This window comes from Psychrobacter sp. CX14, assembly GCF_057396205.2.
Genome location: NZ_CM183187.1, coordinates 1,898,950 through 1,919,587 on the forward strand (window position 1 = coordinate 1,898,950; position 20,638 = coordinate 1,919,587).

The 20,638-nt window shown below is 41.0% G+C and carries 17 protein-coding genes; 9 read left to right on the top strand and 8 right to left on the bottom strand.

Going from position 1 to position 20,638, the window contains the following annotated elements:
- Positions 1–64 precede the first annotated feature (64 nt).
- Positions 65–715, top strand: coding sequence for an anthranilate synthase component II (locus AC2SLO_RS07675; protein ID WP_486541129.1), 651 nt, complete (start codon positions 65–67; stop codon positions 713–715).
- A gap of 221 nt (positions 716–936) precedes the next feature.
- On the opposite strand, the gene AC2SLO_RS07680 is transcribed toward AC2SLO_RS07675, so the two are convergent.
- The 4 genes from AC2SLO_RS07680 to AC2SLO_RS07695 all read right to left on the bottom strand — a co-directional run bounded on the left by AC2SLO_RS07680 (position 937) and on the right by AC2SLO_RS07695 (position 5,178).
- Entirely contained in the window at positions 937–2,358 is a 1,422-nt protein-coding gene (locus AC2SLO_RS07680) for an aldehyde dehydrogenase family protein (RefSeq protein ID WP_486541131.1), read from the bottom strand.
- A gap of 463 nt (positions 2,359–2,821) precedes the next feature.
- Positions 2,822–3,565, bottom strand: coding sequence for an amino acid ABC transporter ATP-binding protein (locus AC2SLO_RS07685; protein ID WP_486541133.1), 744 nt, complete (start codon positions 3,563–3,565; stop codon positions 2,822–2,824).
- Positions 3,566–3,604: 39 nt separating this feature from the next.
- Complete coding sequence (locus AC2SLO_RS07690) at positions 3,605–4,342, bottom strand: amino acid ABC transporter permease (protein ID WP_486541135.1); 738 nt, start codon at positions 4,340–4,342, stop codon at positions 3,605–3,607.
- On the bottom strand, positions 4,339–5,178 hold the full coding sequence (locus tag AC2SLO_RS07695; RefSeq protein ID WP_486541137.1) for an amino acid ABC transporter substrate-binding protein: 840 nt from the start codon (positions 5,176–5,178) through the stop codon (positions 4,339–4,341). Before AC2SLO_RS07695 ends, AC2SLO_RS07690 begins: the two co-directional genes overlap by 4 nt.
- Before the next feature lie 251 nt (positions 5,179–5,429).
- Here AC2SLO_RS07695 and AC2SLO_RS07700 point away from each other — a divergent pair, with 251 nt between their 5' ends.
- Together AC2SLO_RS07700 and AC2SLO_RS07705 are read left to right on the top strand one after the other, a co-directional pair.
- A complete protein-coding gene (locus AC2SLO_RS07700; RefSeq protein WP_486541139.1) occupies positions 5,430–6,950 on the top strand; it encodes an L-serine ammonia-lyase in 1,521 nt (506 codons plus the stop codon).
- A gap of 40 nt (positions 6,951–6,990) precedes the next feature.
- Positions 6,991–7,452 (top strand): hypothetical protein, encoded by a 462-nt coding sequence (locus AC2SLO_RS07705; RefSeq protein ID WP_486541141.1) that lies wholly within the window; start codon positions 6,991–6,993, stop codon positions 7,450–7,452.
- Positions 7,453–7,634: 182 nt separating this feature from the next.
- Here the strand turns inward: AC2SLO_RS07705 and AC2SLO_RS07710 are convergent, their stop codons facing one another.
- The 3 genes from AC2SLO_RS07710 to yghU all read right to left on the bottom strand — a co-directional run bounded on the left by AC2SLO_RS07710 (position 7,635) and on the right by yghU (position 10,712).
- Positions 7,635–7,802 carry a hypothetical protein gene (locus AC2SLO_RS07710; RefSeq protein WP_486541143.1) on the bottom strand — a complete coding sequence of 56 codons (168 nt, stop codon included), beginning with the start codon at positions 7,800–7,802 and terminating at the stop codon, positions 7,635–7,637.
- A 157-nt stretch (positions 7,803–7,959) separates the two neighbouring features.
- Positions 7,960–9,471, bottom strand: a complete 1,512-nt coding sequence (csdA, locus tag AC2SLO_RS07715; protein ID WP_486541145.1) for a DEAD/DEAH box helicase CsdA — start codon at positions 9,469–9,471, stop codon at positions 7,960–7,962.
- A 371-nt stretch (positions 9,472–9,842) separates the two neighbouring features.
- Positions 9,843–10,712, bottom strand: a complete 870-nt coding sequence (gene yghU / locus AC2SLO_RS07720) for a glutathione-dependent disulfide-bond oxidoreductase (protein ID WP_486541147.1) — start codon at positions 10,710–10,712, stop codon at positions 9,843–9,845.
- Positions 10,713–11,081: 369 nt separating this feature from the next.
- Between yghU and AC2SLO_RS07725 the strand changes: the two genes are divergently transcribed.
- The 5 genes from AC2SLO_RS07725 to gdhA all read left to right on the top strand — a co-directional run bounded on the left by AC2SLO_RS07725 (position 11,082) and on the right by gdhA (position 17,008).
- Positions 11,082–11,357 (top strand): hypothetical protein, encoded by a 276-nt coding sequence (locus tag AC2SLO_RS07725; RefSeq protein ID WP_486541149.1) that lies wholly within the window; start codon positions 11,082–11,084, stop codon positions 11,355–11,357.
- Between the two features lie 80 nt (positions 11,358–11,437).
- Complete coding sequence (locus tag AC2SLO_RS07730) at positions 11,438–12,298, top strand: alpha/beta fold hydrolase (protein ID WP_486541150.1); 861 nt, start codon at positions 11,438–11,440, stop codon at positions 12,296–12,298.
- Between the two features lie 201 nt (positions 12,299–12,499).
- On the top strand, positions 12,500–13,939 hold the full coding sequence (locus AC2SLO_RS07735) for a DHA2 family efflux MFS transporter permease subunit (RefSeq protein WP_486541151.1): 1,440 nt from the start codon (positions 12,500–12,502) through the stop codon (positions 13,937–13,939).
- A 147-nt stretch (positions 13,940–14,086) separates the two neighbouring features.
- A complete protein-coding gene (locus AC2SLO_RS07740) occupies positions 14,087–15,502 on the top strand; it encodes a DHA2 family efflux MFS transporter permease subunit (protein ID WP_486541153.1) in 1,416 nt (471 codons plus the stop codon).
- Between the two features lie 159 nt (positions 15,503–15,661).
- On the top strand, positions 15,662–17,008 hold the full coding sequence (gdhA, locus tag AC2SLO_RS07745) for an NADP-specific glutamate dehydrogenase (RefSeq protein WP_486541155.1): 1,347 nt from the start codon (positions 15,662–15,664) through the stop codon (positions 17,006–17,008).
- A gap of 163 nt (positions 17,009–17,171) precedes the next feature.
- Here the strand turns inward: gdhA and AC2SLO_RS07750 are convergent, their stop codons facing one another.
- Complete coding sequence (locus AC2SLO_RS07750; RefSeq protein WP_486541157.1) at positions 17,172–17,891, bottom strand: YidX family protein; 720 nt, start codon at positions 17,889–17,891, stop codon at positions 17,172–17,174.
- 305 nt (positions 17,892–18,196) lie between these two features.
- Here AC2SLO_RS07750 and AC2SLO_RS07755 point away from each other — a divergent pair, with 305 nt between their 5' ends.
- Positions 18,197–20,638 carry a circularly permuted type 2 ATP-grasp protein gene (locus AC2SLO_RS07755; protein ID WP_486541159.1) on the top strand — a complete coding sequence of 814 codons (2,442 nt, stop codon included), beginning with the start codon at positions 18,197–18,199 and terminating at the stop codon, positions 20,636–20,638.

Sequence of the window (20,638 nt, forward strand, 5' to 3'; positions counted from 1 at the left end):
GACTCTCAATCAACCCAAATCTTAGTGTTAAAAAAAGACACAGCTAAATCTTCAAGGACTACCCATGAATGTACTTATCATAGACAACTACGACTCATTTACCTTTAATTTATATCAATATGTGGGCGAAATATTACAGACAGAATTGGCACAAAACAGTGCGGCTCAAGTAACGGTCAAGCGTAACAATGAGGTCAGCTTAGAGGATATAAAAAATGCCAATTACGATCGCATTATTATTTCCCCTGGCCCAGGCTCTCCAGATGACCCAGCCTATTTTGGTGTTTGCGCTGAAGTAATTCGTGAGCTTGGCCCAACCATACCACTATTAGGCGTGTGCTTAGGTATGCAAGGCATTGCCCATGTGTTCGGTGGAGATGTGATACGTGCTGGCGTGCCCATGCATGGTAAAACCTCCCCTATTCGTCATAATCAACAAGGTGTTTATAATGGTTTGCCACAAGACATCGACATCATGCGTTATCATTCATTGATGGTCAAAGCCGATACTTTACCTCAGTGCCTAGAGGTTACCTCTGTTGTCTCTAATGAGGCTTATGCCAATCAAAGCTTAATAGAGTGCGTGAAGAATGGTGAGGAAATTATGGGGCTGCGTCATAAAGACTACCCTATTCAAGGCGTTCAATTCCACCCAGAGTCCTTTGCTACTGAAGGCGCTAAAAGATTATTGGCAAACTTTTTACTGCAAAAGTAATGACAAGCAGAAAAACGTATATCTCATACAGAAAAATAACGCTCTAATGCCTGACAATTTTCTGGATTGACTAACCTTTTTTTCTCTTTCTTTATCATTTAGACAGGGGTTGAGGCAAAATAAAAAAGGGTTAGTGCCTAAAGGCACTAACCCTTTTTTATTTAAAAACAATTCAATGATTTAAAACGATCAACAAAAAAAGCCATCGAATCATAAATGAATTATTTATAAGTATGAATCGTGTGAACAGAAGTGTATTCAGCTAACCCTTCTTCACCAAATTCAACACCGAAACCTGACTGCTTGACACCCCCAAAAGGCGCTATCGGTAATACCGCAGCATGGTTGTTAATCCAAACTGTACCACATTCCATTTTCTCAGCGACTTCATTGGCTTTAACCAGATCTTTTGACCAAACAGAACCTCCAAGGCCAATCTCAAGGCCATTTGCACCCTCAAGAGCTTCTTCAATGGTGCTAAATTTAATAATGGGTAATATAGGACCGAACTGTTCAGTATCCACCAGTTTAGTACCGTCTTTAATATTGCTAACCAGTGTTGGTGGATAGAAGAAACCTTCTTCATTAACGATTTCACCACCACAAAGGAAAGTTGCCCCTTGTTTCTTGGCATCTTCCGCGAGATCTTTAACAATATTAAGTTGCTTTTCGTTTTGAAGGGGGCCTAAGTCGGTATCATCCTCTAAACCGTTACCATTTTTCATACTAGTTGCGATCTTAGTAAGCGCTTCACATAACTCATCATGTACAGATTCGTGCACGTATAAACGTTTTAGTGCAGCACAAGTTTGTCCGTTGTTGATAAATGAAGAACCGAAAATCTTAGGAGCGACTTCTTCAACATCCACATCGTCCAACACGATACCAGCATCATTACCACCAAGCTCGAGCGTTAATCGTTTTAAGTTACCTGAGGCACTTTTCATGATAGCTTTACCCGTAGGAGTGGAGCCCGTAAATACAATTTTACGTATATCTTCATGACCTGTTATAAATGAACCAAGCTCACCTGCACCCGAAACAATATTTAGCACACCAGGAGGAAGAACTTTTTGAGCAATTTCTCCAAAGCGCAGCATAGTTAAAGGCGTCATTTCTGAGGGTTTCATTACTACAGTATTACCTGCTAGCATAGCCGGAATGATGTGCCATATGCTAATCATTAAAGGGAAGTTCCATGGTGTGATAGAGCCGACAACACCTAACGGTTTATGGTGTACCTCTACTCTATAAGTATCATTGTCCTCAATAATTTCAGGCTGTAATTCAAAATCTGCTGTCGTACGGATCCAGTTTAGAGTCATATCAAACTCAAATCCTGCACCTAAATCACCAAACCCTTTTAATGGTTTACCCTGTTCCTTGGTTAGTAGAGTTTTCAACTCATCGGCATTCTCTTCAACCGCATCAGCAAGCTTTAATAACATCTCACGACGCTCTGAATGTTCCAACGCCGACCAACTAGGAAAAGCTTCTTTTGCAGCAGCAACAGCGTCATTTAACTCTTTTTCAGTCGCTAATGGAGCTCGCGCAACAACAGATTTATCAGCTGGGTTTATTACATCAAAATAGTCAGTGGTATCGACTAAATTTCCATTAATAATTAATTTATACTCTTTCATATTGTAAAATCCTTATTTTTATTAATTAATCAGTTCTTTTTTTAAATATTAATAAATATATCTTAACGTTATACCGAAAAATTTAATATCCGGTACACAATAGTATAAGCTCTAAGAGTCAAGGACGTATATTAAAGATTTGCAAGTTGGCGTTAAAATATTTTAATAAATATTACTTACCTAATGTCTTCAGAGCTTAAAGTAAGAGCAATCCTGCTATTAAAAGGTTTTGTTAATAAGTTATGGAGGGAATAAGGCGGATAACTTGAGATTTTAGTTGAAGTGTTGGTATTCGAAGTGTGACGTTAGTCAAACTAACTATGTATCCAGTTTATTAAGACGAAATCCATTTCGTCTGTTTGTCATCATATTATCAAATACCGTTTAAGGGCATCAGTTGATAATCCAACTTTACTATTTAGTACAATCTGTCAAATAACTCAATTTATGAATGAAATCTTCACTAAACCTTAATACGCTGTAAAAACGCTCTGGTTCGAGGATGTTTAGAGTGCTCAAACAGTTGCTCAGGTGGACCGACTTCAACGACATAGCCATCTTCCATTAACATCACCACATCAGCGACATTACGAGCAAAGTTAATTTCATGGGTCACAACAACCATTGTCCAACCTTCAGCTGCGAGCTGTTGCATGGTTTTTAATACCTCATTGACCAGCTCTGGATCTAGTGCAGAAGTGGGTTCATCAAACAATAATAAATCAGGCTCTATTGCAAGGGCTCGTGCAATCCCCACTCGCTGTTGTTGACCACCTGATAATTGAAAGGGATATAAATCTACTTTGTCTGAAAGACCTACCTTATCAAGGAGTTTTAACGCCTTTTGCCGAGTTTCTTGTTTGTCTTTACCTTGAGCGACCACCGGCCCTAACATAAGGTTTTCTAACGCTGTTTTATGAGGGAATAGATTATACGATTGAAACACCATGCCAGATTTTTTTTGAAGTTTGCGCATTAGCTGTTTAGATGGATTAGCCTCAAAATCAACTTTTAAGCTGTCGTCTGTGAATTCAATAACGCCCTTCTCTGGTACTTCAAGCGCATTGAGACATCTTAAAAAGGTGGTTTTACCAGAGCCAGAAGGCCCGAGTATGACCACCACACTGCCCTTTTCGATATTTAAGTCAATGCCTTTTAATACTTCGTTATCAGCAAAGGCTTTTTGGATATTGGTTATTTTTATCATTGTCTTATCCTGATAAACACTATTTCGCATCAATGCTGCTTACTTGGCCACATAGCGTTCCAAACGGGTTTCTATTCGGCTTTGCGCGGTGCTTAATAGCAGACAAATAACCCAATAAATTAGCGCAGCCTCGGTATACACCAGCATAAACTCGTAGTTACGCGCCGTAATAATCTGCGCTTGCTTAAACATCTCTGTTACTAAAATAAGCGAGGCCAATGACGTATCTTTGACCAAACTGATAAAGGTGTTAGACAGCGGCGGCACAGATACTCTCAACGCTTGCGGCAAGATAACATGACGAAAGGTCTGCAAGTAGGTAAGCCCAACTGTCGAGCCAGCTTCCCATTGGCCTTTAGGTATCGATAATATAGACGCACGCACTGTTTCAGAGGCATAAGCACCAATATTTAGTGAGAAAGCAATGATTGCTGCAGGGAATGGCTCGAGCTTCACTCCAATACTGGGCAGACCGTAGAAAATGATAAACAGCTGGACCAACATTGGCGTACCGCGAATCGCAGACACATACACCCGTGCGAAGCGATACGCAATCTTATGCCATAATGCATTGCGTGGCACAATGCGAATCAGTGCTACTACTAGTGCAATACACATTCCAATAATAAACGACGCAATCGCCAGTGGTATTGAGTAGTAAATAGCCCCTTTTAGCATCGGCCAAAAAGACTGCACCACAATCTCAGCCCGCGCAGGCGACATAAAGGGCAGCATGGCGAGCAGACTTTTTAAAGCGGTTAGCAGTGATGACATCATTTTTTGCTAACGTCCGCACCGAAGTATTTTTCGCTTAAGCGGGTCAATGTACCATCTTCGTGAAGTTCGGTCATGGCCTCATTCACTTTGTCTAATACTGCGTCATTGCCTTTTAACATCACAATACCTGAGCCATTTTTCTCTTCGGCTGGTGCAACCAGTTTTATTTCAAGATCACTGTTTGGGAATTTATTTAAGTAATCAAGAATCGCCAATTGGTCATTTAACGTAACATCAGCACGGCCCTGTTTAACCAGCTCAATCGCTTGAGCCATACCGTCAACAGGTACGACTTCTGCTTCATATTTCTGAGCCAACTCACCGTAGTTACTGCTTAGTGATTGGGCTGATTTTAATCCTTTCAATGATTCCCAAGAGTTAAAACGGCTGTCTGACTTAGGTGCCAATACTGCAGCACCAGACCAGTTATAAGGCTCAGAGATATCATACTTCGCTCGGCGCTCAGGTGTGGTCAATGCCACTTGGTTAGCCACCATATCAAAGCGCTTAGCATCTAGGCCGGCAAGCATCGCATCCCACTGGGTTTCTTTAAAATCGACCGTTACCCCAAGCTTATCCGCTACAGCGCGAGTAACCTCAACGTCATAGCCGGTTAAATTGTTTTGCTCATCATGGAAAGTATAAGGAGGGTATGTACCTTCTGTGCCCACATTAATGGTGCCACCATTGGTGATACGCTCCAGTAAATCTGAGCTGCTGTTCGATGTAGCGTCTGCTGCCGTTTCGGTATCCGTAGATGGGCTTTGATTGCAAGCAGCAAGCAATACGGCGCCTGCAGCAATTGTGGTTATATTTCTAAATGCTGAAAATTTCATAAACTGTCCTTCAATATTAGACAAATAAAAGATAAGCTGCCCAAATCCTTACCGGTAACTGACAGCCAATTAGGCATATTGTAACAAATTACGAGCGATCCACGACAGCAACATTACCATACACCTACTAACTTAAGATAAGGACGAACCCTAAATAACTAAAGCATTATCGTTACTGCCAACAATTAGTTATAATAATCATCAATATTTGTATATATAAATACAGAATAATAGTTAAGGATGCAGCAAAAATGATTAGTTTATTTGATATGTTCAAAATTGGTATTGGTCCATCAAGCTCACATACCATGGGGCCTATGGTCGCCGCTGGTAGGTTCATTGATGAGGTCGCTAAGCACTATTCCTTAGAAGAGATTAGCCGCATTCAAGTGGACTTATTCGGCTCGTTAGCATCTACTGGTAAAGGGCACGCGACCGATACCGCCTGTATCCTTGGTTTACTTGGCTTTAAAGCGGACAATATTGATACCACCAAAGTCGCCGATTATCTGGCGCCGGTCTTTAACGAAAAGACTTTAGATTTGGCGCATAGCTACCCGCTACGCTTTGACTACGATACCGATATTGTGTGGCACCCGCAGACAAATTTGCCACATCACCCAAATGGTTTGAGCTTTACGGCTTTTACTCAAGATGGTGAACAAATAAGCCGTATCTATTACTCTATTGGTGGCGGTTTTGTTGCTACTGAAGATGAATATACGACCAGCAGCCAACAAGCAACAAAAGACATCTTAGATGATACCTTAGGTATCAAGCTTGAATCAGACACCTCTGCTGACAGTGTCGCCATTACTAGCGATAGCCGTGTACCCTATCCATTTAAAACGGGTCAGCAATTATTGAATCAGTGTGAAGCCCATAATCTAAGTATCAGCGAAGTAATGATGGCAAACGAATTAGCAATTCGCGACGAAACTGCTATCAATGGGCATTTAGATGCAGTCTGGAATGTGATGCAAGAGTGCGTGCGCAACGGCTGTAACGGCGAAGGTATTCTGCCAGGTGGTCTAAAGGTAAGACGCCGTGCTAAAAAACTGCATCAAGAGTTGTTACAAGAACAAAAAGATATTCGTAATGATTCAGATAAATTAATGGCGATGGACTGGGTCGATTTATATGCGCTAGCTGTCAATGAAGAGAATGCCAATGGCGGCCGTGTGGTCACTGCACCGACAAATGGCGCGGCTGGCATTATCCCTGCAGTGATGCATTATTATCGCGACTTTATTCCTGGTTACAGTCAACAAGGCGCTCGGAAATTCTTACTGGCTGCAGCAGCGATTGGCACTATTATCAAAGAAAATGCTTCTATCTCTGGCGCAGAAGTCGGCTGTCAGGGTGAAGTTGGCTCTGCATGTGCTATGGCGGCATCAGGTCTTGCAGAAGTACTGGGATTAACGCCTGAGCAGTCTACTAATGCGGCAGAAATTGGCATTGAGCATAATTTAGGCTTAACCTGTGACCCTATCGGCGGGCTGGTTCAAGTACCTTGTATTGAGCGTAATGCGATGGCTGCGGTGAAAGCTATTAACGCAGCGCGACTTGCCGCGCGTGGTGATGGCGAGCATCATGTCTCATTAGATAAGGCAATCGCTACGATGAAAGCGACTGGAGAGGACATGATGGATAAATATAAAGAGACTGCTATGGGCGGGTTAGCTGTGCATGCTTATAACCCTAAAGATGGCAGCATTGATGACTCACGTATTGAGATGGTTGAGGTCGGTGTGGGTTATCCGCAGTGTTAGGCTGCTCTAGCTGGGTCATACTTTAAGGGTTTCCATATTTATGGTATTAAGATTAGGCTTGGTGCTATTAACGTTGCTGTTATTTATAACCAGCCTCTACGTTGAGTCTGGTGGCGGATTAACTATTTCATCTTATATTGTAGAAGATGATTTATATCAAATCTCACAGTTGCAAGGCACTGGCGGCTCTGTTTTTATTTTAGTTATCATTAGCAGCTTTCTGTTATTAATCACATTTTGTGGTACCGCACTTATCAAGTCTTCATGGGAGGGTGTTCAATACACCCTCTTTCTTTTTTGGCTCATATTATCATCCATGCTGCTAGGATTAATGGAAACGGCGCCCTTCATCAGTATCAGTTACTCAACTGTTTTTATTGCTAAAAATTGGAACTATATTCTTTGGTTTGGTCTTTACCTCCTGTTATATAGCTTAGTCGTGATTAAGCTAATTTTTATAGTGATTGATAGGCAGGCTAGTTGGACTTCTAAGATAGAGTAATGACAGTCAGTTAGAAGCAGATACATCATCAATCAACTGTTGTTGCAAAACCAGTTAAAGTATTCAGGTAAAAATTCTAGTAATAGATGATGCAAAAAGTTTGGCATCATCTGGGAGGTGCTTTCTAAAAGTGATTCAGACAGTCATCTTATCTAGAAAGGTTGTTGATTTAATAGGAGCTACTATTTGCCTTTAATATTACAGCTAGTAGCATTAACCCCTATAGCACTATCTAACGATTCTTGATAAATCTGCCTCAACGCATTTTCAAAATCCGCTTGCGCCATCGCACCTGGAATCGAATATTTATTGTTGATTACAAAATAAGGCACACTTTGAACACCCAACATACATAAATAAGCTCACTTCATAATATATGGTTTATCAGTAGCGAGTTAAATGGGTTCCCTGTTAACCGTAAGCCTTATTATCTATCAGGCATAAAAAAAGACCAACTCGTTAAAGTTGGTCTTTTTTATAACCGGTTAATCAGTATGAGCCGATTAACTAGCCATTGTTGCTACGGCGGGCTGGACGGCCTTCGCCTGAGCGAGCTGGTCCACTGCGGCGTTGGCCACCTGGTTTGCCAGTACCTGCACCGGCAGGTTTACCACCGAAGCGGCGACCGGCTGGCTTGCCACTCGGACGACCCGTACCTGCGCCTGCACCACGTTTTTCGCCAGAAGCGTTATCGCCTGTTTTACCACGATAGCCACCGCCAGCGTTTCCACCACGGCGTTGACCACCACCGTTACCACCGCGGCGATTACCGCCACGACCACGACCGGCACCACTACCAACTTTCATATCTTTAGTGTTTTTCTTAGGCTCCATGCCCTCGATTTCTTCTACTGACATCGTACGTTTTAAATAACGGTTGATGGCTTCAAGTTGTGGACGGTCATCGATACTACAGATGTTGATTGCAATACCGGTACGGCCGGCACGACCACTACGACCGATGCGATGCACATAATCTTCTGTTTGACGTGGTAAGTCATAGTTGAATACGTGAGTAATACCGCTCACATCAATACCACGAGCAGCAACGTCAGTTGCTACTAGGATAGTGATTTTTCCCGCTTTCACATCATTAATGATGCGGCTACGCTTGGCTTGTGGTAAATCACCATGTAAGAAGCTGGCTTTATGGCCCTGCTCTTTTAGGCTCTTAGCTAATGTCTCACAGCTACGTTTGGTAGCAGCGAAGATAATCGCTTGATTCACATCTTTTTGAGTCAATAGTGCATCTAGAAGACGGTTTTTATGATTAAAATCATCTGCATAATACACAGACTCATCAATATGCTTCGTTTCTGCTTTAATATCGATACGTTCTGGGTTGTTGGTGAAACTGGCAGCGATTTTACCTACTGGACCATCCCAAGTTGCAGAACACATAATAGTTTGACGGGTTTTTGGTGCCGCTGACATTACTTTTTCGATATCGTCTGCAAAGCCCATGTCTAACATGCGATCGGCTTCATCAAGAATTAGAATGTCTAGTTCTGATAAGTCGATACGACCTGAGTTCATGTGATCGATGAAACGACCTGGCGTTGCAATAATAACTTGAACACCTTTATTAAGTGCACGAATTTGACCGCCGTAAGGCGCGCCGCCTACTAGAGGCACACTAAAGATGTTACGAGTTTTTGAGCTATACTGACGAACGCTGTCGCTAACTTGGTTAGCAAGTTCACGGGTCGGCGTTAGAATAACAGTATGCACAACTTTGTTGGTTGCTTTTTCACGAATGATTTTATCAAGCATCGGCAATACGAAAGCAGCTGTTTTACCACTACCGGTTTGGGCAGACAGTAATAAGTCACGACCGGCCATAGCAGGTGGAATAGCTTGTGCTTGAATTGGGGTAGGCATGGTGTAGCCACTAGCGGTAAGCGCATCGATTAATTCTGGCGCTAGCTCTAGGTCTACAAAGCTTAAATCATCATCAGCTTTAATAATACCTTGGGCTTCGTCTGCAGCAGTGTTAAGAAGGGTGTCTAAATTTGACATAAATGTGTGTCCATTAAATTACCGTCACGAATAGGTTGCCAATGCTGATGGCAGAAATGATCGGTTAAGGTTTTAGGCACAACACAGATAAGCGTTCGATTAAGCAGTACATCCAATGTACAGGTTAACGACGTATTTTGGTGGTTGTTACCGTGAGTATATTAGCTAAGCATGACAATATGTCATTCGTTAGGCTAATAACAAAATCATCGGCAACAATTTTAAAAGGTGTCTTCTCCAGACGACAATTGCGGGCGATGTTATCAATCAGCAAGGCGCTAGTATAACACAACAATTTTAAATAGGTGGATTATTTTAAAATTATCTTTAAAAACATCCACCTACGTCTCTTTATACATGCTTAACGCCCTTCATGATAAAGGCTTAAGCTCAAGGTTAACCGCTCGCTGAACGGCGGGACGGCTCGCAATTTGCTTCGCCCATTGCTGTAGATGCGTATACTCATCTACTTGTAAGAACTCCCCTGCTCGCTCGTACGACTCATCTAGTACCAAACGACCATACCATGGCCAAATAAGCATATCGACGATACTATAGTTATCATCTCCATCACCAATCATGTACTCGTTATTGGCCAGATGCTTATCTAGTAGGTCTAACTGACGCTTAGTCTCCATCGTAAAGCGATCAATCGGATACTGCATCGGATACGGTGCATAGTTAAAGAAGTGACCAAAGCCGCCGCCCACATAAGGCGCACTCGCCATTTGCCACATTACCCAGCTTAAAAAGGTAGCATGCTTCTTTTTATCCGAGGCATCAGGGGCAAAATTCTGAAACTTATCTGCCAAATACATTAAGATAGCACCCGATTCAAATAATTTCACTGGATGTTGTTTGTCACTATAGTCAACCAAAGCGGGAATCTTCGAGTTAGGGTTGATATCGACAAAATCAGACCCAAATTGATCGCCCTCCATAATATCTATTTTATAGGCATCGTACGCCGCTCCTTGAATACCTAACTCTGCCAACTCCTCTAATAAAATATTCACCTTCACACCATTAGGCGTGTTCAGTGAATACAGCTGTAAGGGCTTATCACCCACAGGCAAGGTTTGCTTCTGGCGAGCACCCGCCGTTGACTTGTTTGTATTGGCAAACTTACCACCATTGCCTTCAACAGGCTGCCATACTTTTGGCAGTGTATAGTCGGTATTGCTAATAGTGGTCTGATTACTTGACTGTTTGTTTGATTCATTAATAGAAGTGGTGTTCATAATTTTGTCCTAATTTTTATTAACGATCTGTTAGCAATACTATTATAGGATGATAGTCTCTCAATACATCAAAAGCAGTACAGTTTTTTAAACCAATTGTTTTGAATAGTTAGTAAGCTCATTTGTAAGACCTTAGCACGAGTAGATTTTATGACAACTGGTAATTATTAAGAATCCTCTAGAGGTTGAGCCAGACGCCCCATAAATAATAACCAGTCGCTTTTAAATCCGTGAAATCGTATTTTGCGTAAGTCCTAATTAGTTTATTTTAATGGCATCTTTATTAACTGATTTAGAAAATAAATAGCTACAGTGCCGAGTAGCTATACTAAATTTTATTGATAAGCTCCACACAAGGAATTGATAGTAATGGATAATTATTTAAAAGAGCTATTCTCGCTGTATTTTCCTGATATGAATGAGCGACATATCACTAAACTCATTGAGTCAATCAATCCATTACCAAAATTACCGCTAATCAAATTTGATAAGAACCAGCGTATTTATAGCAAAGGCCAAGCAGTAAAAAGTATGTTCTTGCTGAAATCTGGTTTAGTACGAGTATATGATCAATCTGACAACCTTGATAATAATGCTGGCTTGTACATAAGTCTCCTAAGACAGGGGGTTTTTAAAGTATATTAATGCGATTGAGTAATAAATTATCTTAATTATGAATTTTATAATGCTATGATTGCTTAAAACAAGATTAAGGACAATCTACTATGAGCAGTTTTCTATTTGAAACTACTAATGGCGCCTACCCTGTCAACGTAAAAATATCTTCCTTATCAACTGAATCGACTGAACTCAGCTCAAACCAAGCATTAATCGATAAAGCATCAAAAATAACCATCATATTTCTAAATGCAGTAGGCGTTCCCTTACGAAAATATAGCAAGCTTATAAATGGTTTAACTGAAAAAGGGTTTACTGTTATCAGTGCCGATTATCCAAATTGCGGTGAAAATACGCCACATATAAAACGTGGCATTGATTATGGCTACGATGAGCTGGTGAATCATTTTGTGCATGATTTAGTTCAAATAGCCAAAGACCATACGCCTGACAATGATATCGTTTTAATAGGTCATAGTCTAGGTGGGCATCTTGGTACTATTTATTCTGCCATTCACAATGTACCTGTTATAGGTATCGCTTGTGGTAGTACCTATTATAAAAGCTGGAAAGGTCGTGGACGTATTAGGATATTGTCGGCGGTTGCCGTGATTCAATCTTTGATAAGCTTATATGGATTTCTGCCAGGTTATAAGATAGGTATGGGAGAGCGTGAAGCCAAAACTATGATGCAAAATTGGTGCCGAACTGCGCTCACTGGTAAATTTGATTTTATCACCCAGAAAATGGACAGTAGCAAAGGTCATGGACTATATATCAATATTATAGGGGATGATTATGCGCCCTTATCAGCTACCAAACACCTAGCCGAACTATGTGCACATTCTAAAATTATTAGAGTTAAGCTTGATGCTGATCTTAAAGGCAATCAGCACGGCATTTGGGTTAAAAGACCAGATAAAATAATCGACGCTATCAGTGTTCGCTTAGGGGCAATTACTGATTAAATGGGATGATTAATAAAATTCCAAAGTTAAATACCAGGTTTATATGCAAATTTTGAAATAAAAAAGTCATTTAAAGTTTCAATCCAAAGTGTAAGCTCACTAACATTAACACTAAATATTGCGGGCAGGCTTCATGATAATATGTGGCCTTGCTATGTTTACCGATAAATAAACAGCCTTAAACCATTAGGTCGCAATCTTATGTCTAATAATTCAGCCCAAGAAGCGCCCGTAACCCAAACGTCAACGAATAGCACAGAACCTAAGGTGACGCTTACTCCTTCGCAGTACAAATTCCTGCCCTTTGTGATGGCAGTAGCTTTGTTCATGCAAATTTTGGATGCGACTATTTTAAATACCGCATTACCCAAAATGGCCATCGCACTTGGCGAATCACCTATAAAAATGCAGTGGGCAGTTATTAGCTATGCGTTAACCTTGGCAATTTTTATTCCGGTGAGCGGATTTTTAGCAGATAAATATGGCACCCGTAAGGTGTTTTTCTCTTCAATTGTTATCTTTGTGCTCGGCTCTTTACTGTGCGCGTTATCACCGACACTGGATTTCTTAGTAGCCTCTCGAGTACTGCAAGGTATTGGTGGTGCAATGATGACGCCAGTTGCGCGACTTATCTTGTTTAAGTCTTATCCGCGCAATAAATTACTAACGGTTATGAACTATGCAGTAATACCTGCGCTGATTGCACCGTTAATTGGTCCATTATTGGGCGGTTATATCGTACAGTACGCCAGTTGGCCTTGGATATTTTTGATTAATATCCCGATGGGTATTCTAGGTCTGATTATCGGGGTTAAATTTGTTCCTAACTTAACCGAACTGGTCGCTAAATTTGACTGGACTGGATTTGGATTATTCGCTTTTGCAGCCGCTTTATTAACCTTGGCGGTTGAGATGGTCTCTAGACCAGAAGATACCTTGCTAGGTGTCACCATGATTATTATTGGTATTGCGCTATTGGGCGTTTATGTTTGGCATGCTAAGCGTGTTAAGTCACCGTTATTCCCGTTGTCGTTATTCTCTATACGTACCTTCAAGGTTGGCATTACGGGTAACTTATTTACCCGCTTAGGTATCAGTGCGGTGCCCTATTTAATGCCGTTGTTACTACAGGTTGCCTTTGGTTATACGCCGTCGCAGGCAGGCTGGTTACTAATGCCCATTGCTGCCGGCTCAATGACAGTAAAGCCTTGGGTTAGTAAAATTATTCGCAAATTTACTTATCGTAAAGTCTTGGTGGCAAACACTACCTTGCTCGGTCTACTAATTATCTCTATCGGTTATTTCGACGCCACAATGCCGTGGTATTGGCTCGCGCCTGTACTATTCATTATGGGTGGTTGTAACTCATTACAGTTTAGTGCGATGAATACTATTACTATTGGCGACCTTAAAGGCACACAGACCAGTAGCGGCAATAGCTTAATGGCCGTTAACCAGCAGCTCGCGATGAGCTTTGGTTTGGCCTTTGGGGCAGCAGTGTTGGTTGTCTTTAGTGACCGCTTTAACTTTGAGACCACACTGGCCTTTAGCAGCACCTTTTGGGTAATGGGCATCACGACCATTCTCTCGGGTCTCTATTTCTTACGCCTTAATTCTGATGATGGCCAGGGTATGTATTAAGCATATGCTGTTCACTGGGTTCACAAAATTAGGTTAATGAGCGTGAGTATTGTTTGAATAGGTTGTGGTTGTCTAGCGTAGTTGTATGAATAGTTCCTATAATTTTGATAACCCTTACTCTCAGATAACACATCCTTTGGACGTCCTATGTCAGAAACCTCACCTAACTCTCAAGATTTTTCAAACTCTATATTGAGTCCTATACAAGAAAAATGGTTACCAGCCGTCCTTGCTGTTGCCTTATTTATGCAAATTTTGGACTCGACTATTTTAAACACGGCCTTACCGCAGATGGCAGTCGCTTTAGATGCCTCCCCGCTCAAAATGCAGTGGACAATTATTAGTTACGCCCTAACTCTGGCTATCTTTATTCCAGTCAGCGGATTTTTGGCAGATAAATTTGGTACACGCAAAATATTCTTATTAGCAGTTATCATCTTCTGTTTAGGCTCTGTGCTGTGCGCCTTCTCGCCCAATCTATCAACGTTGGTTGCCTTCCGGGTAGTCCAAGGTATTGGCGGCGCGATGATGACACCAGTTGCACGTTTGGTATTGGTTAAATCCTATCCACGTAGCAAGTTATTAACGGTTATGAACTATGCGTTAATTCCTGCCTTAGTTGCGCCGCTTATTGGTCCCTTAATCGGTGGTTATTTGGTTGAATACGCAAGCTGGCACTGGATTTTCTTAATCAACGTACCTATGGGGTTAATAGGACTGGCGCTAGCCTTTAAACTTATCCCTGACTTCACCGAGAAGGCTGGCAAGTTAGATTGGACAGGATTTATATTATTTGCTTTAGCCGCTGCCTTATTAACTTTAGCGGTAGAAATGATATCTCGCTCGGGCCAAGAGAGCTTAAGTCTTGGTTTGGCAGTGGTTTCAATCGTGCTATTGGGATTATATGTCGCTCATGCGCGCCGTAAAAAGTCAGACGCGATATTTCCATTATCTTTGTTCTCAGTTCGCACCTTCCGAGTCGGTATTGCTGGTAACTTATTTACGCGTCTGGGTATCAGTGCTATCCCCTACTTGCTGCCATTACTATTACAGGTAGTTTTCCATTATACCCCATCGCAGGCAGGCTGGTTATTAACCCCAATTGCAGCCGGTGCTATTTTAATCAAACCATTCATTAGCCCCATCGTTAAAAAATTCAGCTATCGCCGAGTGCTTATCGTGAACACCTTCTTTATGGGTGGTCTTATTATTGTGCTGGCGCAGTTTAACCCTTCTATCGCTTGGTACTGGTTCCTACCCGTGCTATTCATTATGGGGGCCTGTAACTCGCTACAATTTGGCGCTATGAACACGATTACTATTGGTGATTTAGAAGGTCCGGAAACCAGTAGCGGTAATAGCTTGATGACGGTTAACCAACAATTAGCCATCAGTTTTGGCTTGGCATTAGGCGCAACATTGCTGTCTGTGTTTAATGATCGCTTTGATTTTGAGACATTAACTGCCTTCCATACGACTTTTTATATCTTAGGCATTTTTACTATCTTAACTGGTTTCCACTTCTTGCGTCTAAAGCCACAAGATGGTGAGGGTTTATACTAAACGAATACTAAGACATTGTTAAAAATATAAGTTATAGGTCGATGCGTATTGATAAGTTTATTGAATTTTTATTAACTTTCAGGTAATTTTCATAGTCGATCAGATAATTATACTGACGTTATTTTCACTGTAGTACTTTGATTAAATAAGGAAGGGCTTATGAGCATGCAAGACGTCATTAAACGCATTGAAGAACGTTATCCGCATCAACCTGAATTTATTCAGGCAGTTAAAGAGGTAGCGAGCACTATTGACGTTGTTTATGATCGTGATCCGAACTATGCGAAATATAAAGTTTTTGAACGCCTGACCGAGCCTGACCGTATTATTAGCTTTCGAATAAATTGGGAAGATGATAACGGCAATGTACAAATCAACCGAGGCTGGCGCGTTCAATTTAATAATGCTCTAGGCCCTTACAAAGGCGGTATCCGCTTCCACCCGACCGTTAACGAATCAGTGTTAAAATTTTTAGGTTTTGAACAAATCTTCAAAAATGCGCTAACCGGTCTACCGATGGGCGGAGCCAAAGGCGGTTCTGACTTTGACCCTCACGGTAAATCAGACAATGAGATACGCCGTTTCTGTTATGCCTTTATCCGTGAATTACACCACTATATCGGTAAAGATATGGATGTGCCGGCAGGTGATATTGGTGTCAGCGGTAAAGAAGTTAGCTATATGTTTGCCATGTACAAAAACTTAAGCCATGAATATACCGGTGTATTGACCGGTAAAGGCGTTGGCTTTGGTGGTAGTTTAGGTCGCTTAGAAGCCACAGGTTATGGTGCTGTGTACTTCTTACAAAACATGCTTAATGCACGTAACGATAAGATTGTCGATAAAACAGTTCTTGTCTCTGGTGCCGGTAACGTTGCCGTTCATGCAGCCGAAAAAGCCTTTAACTTAGGCGCTAAAGTCATCACTTTGTCTGATTCAAAAGGTACTTTGTATGATGCTGACGGCTTTAACCAAGAGAAAATTGAATGGGTTAAACAGCAAAAGAGCAACCGAAAACCTCTACAAGAATATGTTGAGAAATTTGGCGGTGAATGGCTAGCTGGTCAAAAACCATGGCAATTTGATGGTGATATTGCTATCCCTTGTGCCACCCAAAATGAAGTAACAGAAGCCGATGCCAAGAATATGTATGAGCATGGCATCCGTTACGTGGTAGAGGGCGCAAACATGCCATTAGATGCTGCTGCCATCGACTATGTACGTGAGAAAAAGATGCATTACGCCCCTGGTAAAGCGGCAAATGCTGGCGGGGTTGCCGTATCTGGTTTAGAGATGTCTCAAAACTCAGTACGTCAGTACCGTCCTTTCCATGAAGTGGACGAGCAGCTGCAAATTATTATGAAAAATATCCATGATGATTCGGCTGCTGCCGCTGAAGAATATGGGTTTAGTTGTGATGACTGCATTGACTATATGTCAGGTGCTAATATCGCAGGATATAAGCGAGTGGCAAATGCGTTGATCGCCTATGGCATATTGAACTAATACCTATTCTATAAATTAGGGTGTTCATATTGTAAAGTATTTGAAAATTGAAAGTGAGCGTTTAATCGCTCACTTTTTTATGTATACTTCTTTATAACTTTATGACCTAGTCGCTTTAGGAGTGCAGAGTTTTTCAATAGTAAATAATCATTCAGTCGTTCTATTATAACCCGCCCAGATTCTTGCCTATGATTAATAGTTGTAGAGGGATATTAATAGCTTCTACGACCACTCCCCTAGGAATCACCCCTACTTCAGCTTGGTTTGGCAGTCTTTCATTATTTAACGATCGAATGTTCGCTGCAATACCGTCATCCAATTTATAACTGCCTTGAACAGTTGCTAATGGCTGGTACATACCGCCTTCTAAATGCAGTTGGCACTCGTACACTAATTCCAAATTCGACTGAATCGTTAAAAGATTTTGCACGTTCGTATCATTATTAAGACATAGCGACTCAAAATCTGAGTGTGCCATTGTTTTAAAATCATCAGATGACGGTGTAAATTTGACATTGAAGGTTATTCTGACGCTATTGTCAGGGTATTTATCAACAAAAATAGGTTGTTTTAATTGTACGTTATGAGAGTCTAATGTCATTAACCGCTCAAGTTCCTCGTCACCTGATGAAATTAAGTAGGAATATTTATCCCCCATTAATACCATGCCCTTTTGCCTTACTCCTTGATACATCGGATATCCAAAATTACGAATAACATCTGTTGTCACATCATCATAACTAGTATCGATATTTGCAATATTATTTTTAATTATAGATACACAACTACTCATAAATAGAGTTGATATGGTAATCATCATTATAAGTGTGGCTTTAAAACTTAGAGTATTTAAACAATCCGATTTATAGTTTGTGTTTAACATCATACTCCTTTGGTGCTAGTTGAGAATCACTGTCATACTATTATTGTGACATTATGACTAATATTTTATAAAGGCTAAGCATTTATATTTCGTCCATATTAGGGTATTGCGATCTTAATTTTTACTACTGGCTATTTTAAAACAATATTTGGAATGAAATTTGCATGCAATATTGATACTAAGGCAAAGAGCCTAAACGCAAATATCCTAAACAATGTTAGATTTTCCTTACTTTAAACGATATTATAATATTAATAATGAATAAGTAAGGATACAAAAGCTTTAGACTTTAAAGGAAGTTAATTATGTCTTCAAAAGCATCTTCAAAAAATAGTATTCAGTCTCAAAATCAGTCTACTTCACGTTCAGACTATCCTGATTCAGTTATCCCTGATAGCATCCCCGATTCAAACGGCAATTTCAGTGTAAACGATACAGACACATCTCATTCTGAAGGCCAGTCGCAAAGTCAGAATCAATCGCAAAGACAATCACAAGATCAGTCTCAAACCCAATCGCAGACTCAGTCGCATTATCCAACTGAATTTTTTAAGCGACCTAGCTATGATGAAGTCAAAGCCAGTGAATCAGAGTATCGCGATGTCGCTAAGAAAGTAGGTGACTGGTTAGAAAGCTCTAATCTTGATGAGCTGACTCAGTATAATGACAAAGCGGCCGATATATTCTATAGAAAAGGCGTTACTTTTACAGTCTATAGCGATGCGCAAAATATTGAACGGATGATACCTTTTGATATCATCCCAAGGATAATCAGTCTAAGTGAATGGCAAACGGTTGAAAAAGGCTGCAAACAGCGAATAAATGCGCTGAATATGTTCTTGGATGATATTTATCATGAGCAGCATATTATGAAAGCTGGCGTCGTACCAGACTCTTACGTCTATGCCAGTGGCTGCTATGAGCCGTGGATGATGAACATCAAATTAGACAAACCTATCTATTCGCATATCAGTGGTATCGACTTAATTCGTGATGAAGATGGCAAATTCTGTGTGTTAGAAGACAATTTGCGCACCCCATCTGGTGTGTCTTATATGCTTGAAAGTCGTAACATATCCAAAATGCTACTGCCAGAGCTATATCATAATGCTTCTGTCTTAAGCGTTGATGATTATCCGCAGCGTCTTAAAGCTTGTTTGGCAAGCTCTACAGATAAGTACGATCCCCAAATCGTTATTTTAACACCGGGCAGATTTAACAGTGCTTATTATGAGCATGCCTATTTAGCAAATGAGATGCACGTCCCCTTAGTTCACGGCTACGATTTAATCGTTGAAGATAGCAAGGTGTACATGCAAGGTATTCGCGGGAAAGTACAGGTTGATATTATTTATCGCCGTATTGATGATCCTTTTTTAGATCCCCTCGCCTTTAAGTCTGATTCGATACTAGGGGTTTCAGGATTAATGAGCGCCTACCGTGCAGGCAATGTAGTCATTGTCAATGCTCCAGGTACCGGTGTCGCAGATGACAAAGGGTTATATCCGTTTGTACCCGACATGATTAAGTTTTATCTCGATGAAGATCCGATTCTGCCTAATGTCACTACCTACCAATGTCGCAAGCCTGATGATCTCAAATATGTGTTGAGCAATCTTGACAAACTGGTGGTCAAAGAGACTCAAGGCTCTGGTGGGTATGGCATGCTCATTGGTCCGACGTCCACTAAGCAAGAGATTGAGGATTATCGTAAGCGTTTACTTGATAATCCAGCAGGATTTGTGGCGCAGCCGACTATTTCATTGTCAACCAACCCTACTACTGTAGCTGATGGGGTATCTCCACGTCACATTGACCTACGTCCCTTTATCTTAAGCCATGGCGATAATAGTGTAGGCATTGTCCCAGGGGGTCTAACTCGGGTTGCAATGGTTGAAGGATCGCTGGTGGTTAACTCATCTCAAGGTGGCGGTGTAAAAGATACTTGGATTGTCGATGACTCTGTTAGCGTATCAAACAATAGCAGTCAGCAAAATGACACTAAAGATTTAATTATTGACTCGATTGCGGCACGTCATACCTATCGCAATGTGACCGCGTATCCTGTTGAAGTGGGTTATGAGAGTAATGATGATGCACCAATGATACTGCTACTGTCTACTGCCAATCATCTTGTTTGGTTAGGTAGATATAGTGAACGATTGCACTATTACGATGCGGTAATGAATAAACTCATCAAAAATGAGCTAAATGATACCGATATCAATAAACTTGTCGATCATCTAGGCTTTAATGCTGATAGTTCGCAAAACGATTATTACAACGCAAAGTCCGCCATACTAGGTGTATTGCAAGATTTAGAAAGCGTAAAAATACCAAGTGTTATCGAGGCGATTGAAGCCAATGTTCAAGAAGCAAAAGGTGTGCTTGGTAAAGATACTGCTGAGTTATATAACTTAATTAAGCGCCTTTCAAGTGCTGGCACGTACCGTGCGGCAACCCTTCAGCTTAAGGCATGTAACGCTGCTATGAAGCAAGAGCATCCCACGGTCGCCTGCTTTTGGCAACTGGGTCGCTACTTTGAAGAGTTAGAACGTATGGTGTTGTTGGGCGAAGAGGTTACTAATATCTGTATCCACTTTAAAGAGTGTGTGAACAACTTACCGCAAAATACACGATGGAGAGAGCTGATTCGATTGACCAATCAATTAATGCAGTCACAAGCATATGATGAATACAGTCAATTAAGCCAAGAATTCAACTCTTTACTACAGCAAGGTGTATAG

Excerpts from the sequence above, each read along its gene's own strand:
- AC2SLO_RS07705 (WP_486541141.1), top strand. The coding sequence starts at position 6,991 with ATGGTATTAAGATTAGGCTTGGTGCTATTAACGTTGCTGTTATTTATA.
- AC2SLO_RS07730 (WP_486541150.1), top strand. The coding sequence starts at position 11,438 with ATGAGCAGTTTTCTATTTGAAACTACTAATGGCGCCTACCCTGTCAAC.
- AC2SLO_RS07725 (WP_486541149.1), top strand. The coding sequence starts at position 11,082 with ATGGATAATTATTTAAAAGAGCTATTCTCGCTGTATTTTCCTGATATG.
- AC2SLO_RS07710 (WP_486541143.1), bottom strand. The coding sequence starts at position 7,802 with ATGTTGGGTGTTCAAAGTGTGCCTTATTTTGTAATCAACAATAAATAT.
- AC2SLO_RS07735 (WP_486541151.1), top strand. The coding sequence starts at position 12,500 with ATGTCTAATAATTCAGCCCAAGAAGCGCCCGTAACCCAAACGTCAACG.
- gdhA (WP_486541155.1), top strand. The coding sequence starts at position 15,662 with ATGAGCATGCAAGACGTCATTAAACGCATTGAAGAACGTTATCCGCAT.
- AC2SLO_RS07695 (WP_486541137.1), bottom strand. The coding sequence starts at position 5,178 with ATGAAATTTTCAGCATTTAGAAATATAACCACAATTGCTGCAGGCGCC.
- AC2SLO_RS07685 (WP_486541133.1), bottom strand. The coding sequence starts at position 3,565 with ATGATAAAAATAACCAATATCCAAAAAGCCTTTGCTGATAACGAAGTA.
- csdA (WP_486541145.1), bottom strand. The coding sequence starts at position 9,471 with ATGTCAAATTTAGACACCCTTCTTAACACTGCTGCAGACGAAGCCCAA.
- AC2SLO_RS07750 (WP_486541157.1), bottom strand. The coding sequence starts at position 17,891 with ATGTTAAACACAAACTATAAATCGGATTGTTTAAATACTCTAAGTTTT.
- AC2SLO_RS07740 (WP_486541153.1), top strand. The coding sequence starts at position 14,087 with ATGTCAGAAACCTCACCTAACTCTCAAGATTTTTCAAACTCTATATTG.
- AC2SLO_RS07700 (WP_486541139.1), top strand. The coding sequence starts at position 5,430 with ATGATTAGTTTATTTGATATGTTCAAAATTGGTATTGGTCCATCAAGC.
- AC2SLO_RS07690 (WP_486541135.1), bottom strand. The coding sequence starts at position 4,342 with ATGATGTCATCACTGCTAACCGCTTTAAAAAGTCTGCTCGCCATGCTG.
- AC2SLO_RS07675 (WP_486541129.1), top strand. The coding sequence starts at position 65 with ATGAATGTACTTATCATAGACAACTACGACTCATTTACCTTTAATTTA.
- AC2SLO_RS07680 (WP_486541131.1), bottom strand. The coding sequence starts at position 2,358 with ATGAAAGAGTATAAATTAATTATTAATGGAAATTTAGTCGATACCACT.
- AC2SLO_RS07755 (WP_486541159.1), top strand. The coding sequence starts at position 18,197 with ATGTCTTCAAAAGCATCTTCAAAAAATAGTATTCAGTCTCAAAATCAG.
- yghU (WP_486541147.1), bottom strand. The coding sequence starts at position 10,712 with ATGAACACCACTTCTATTAATGAATCAAACAAACAGTCAAGTAATCAG.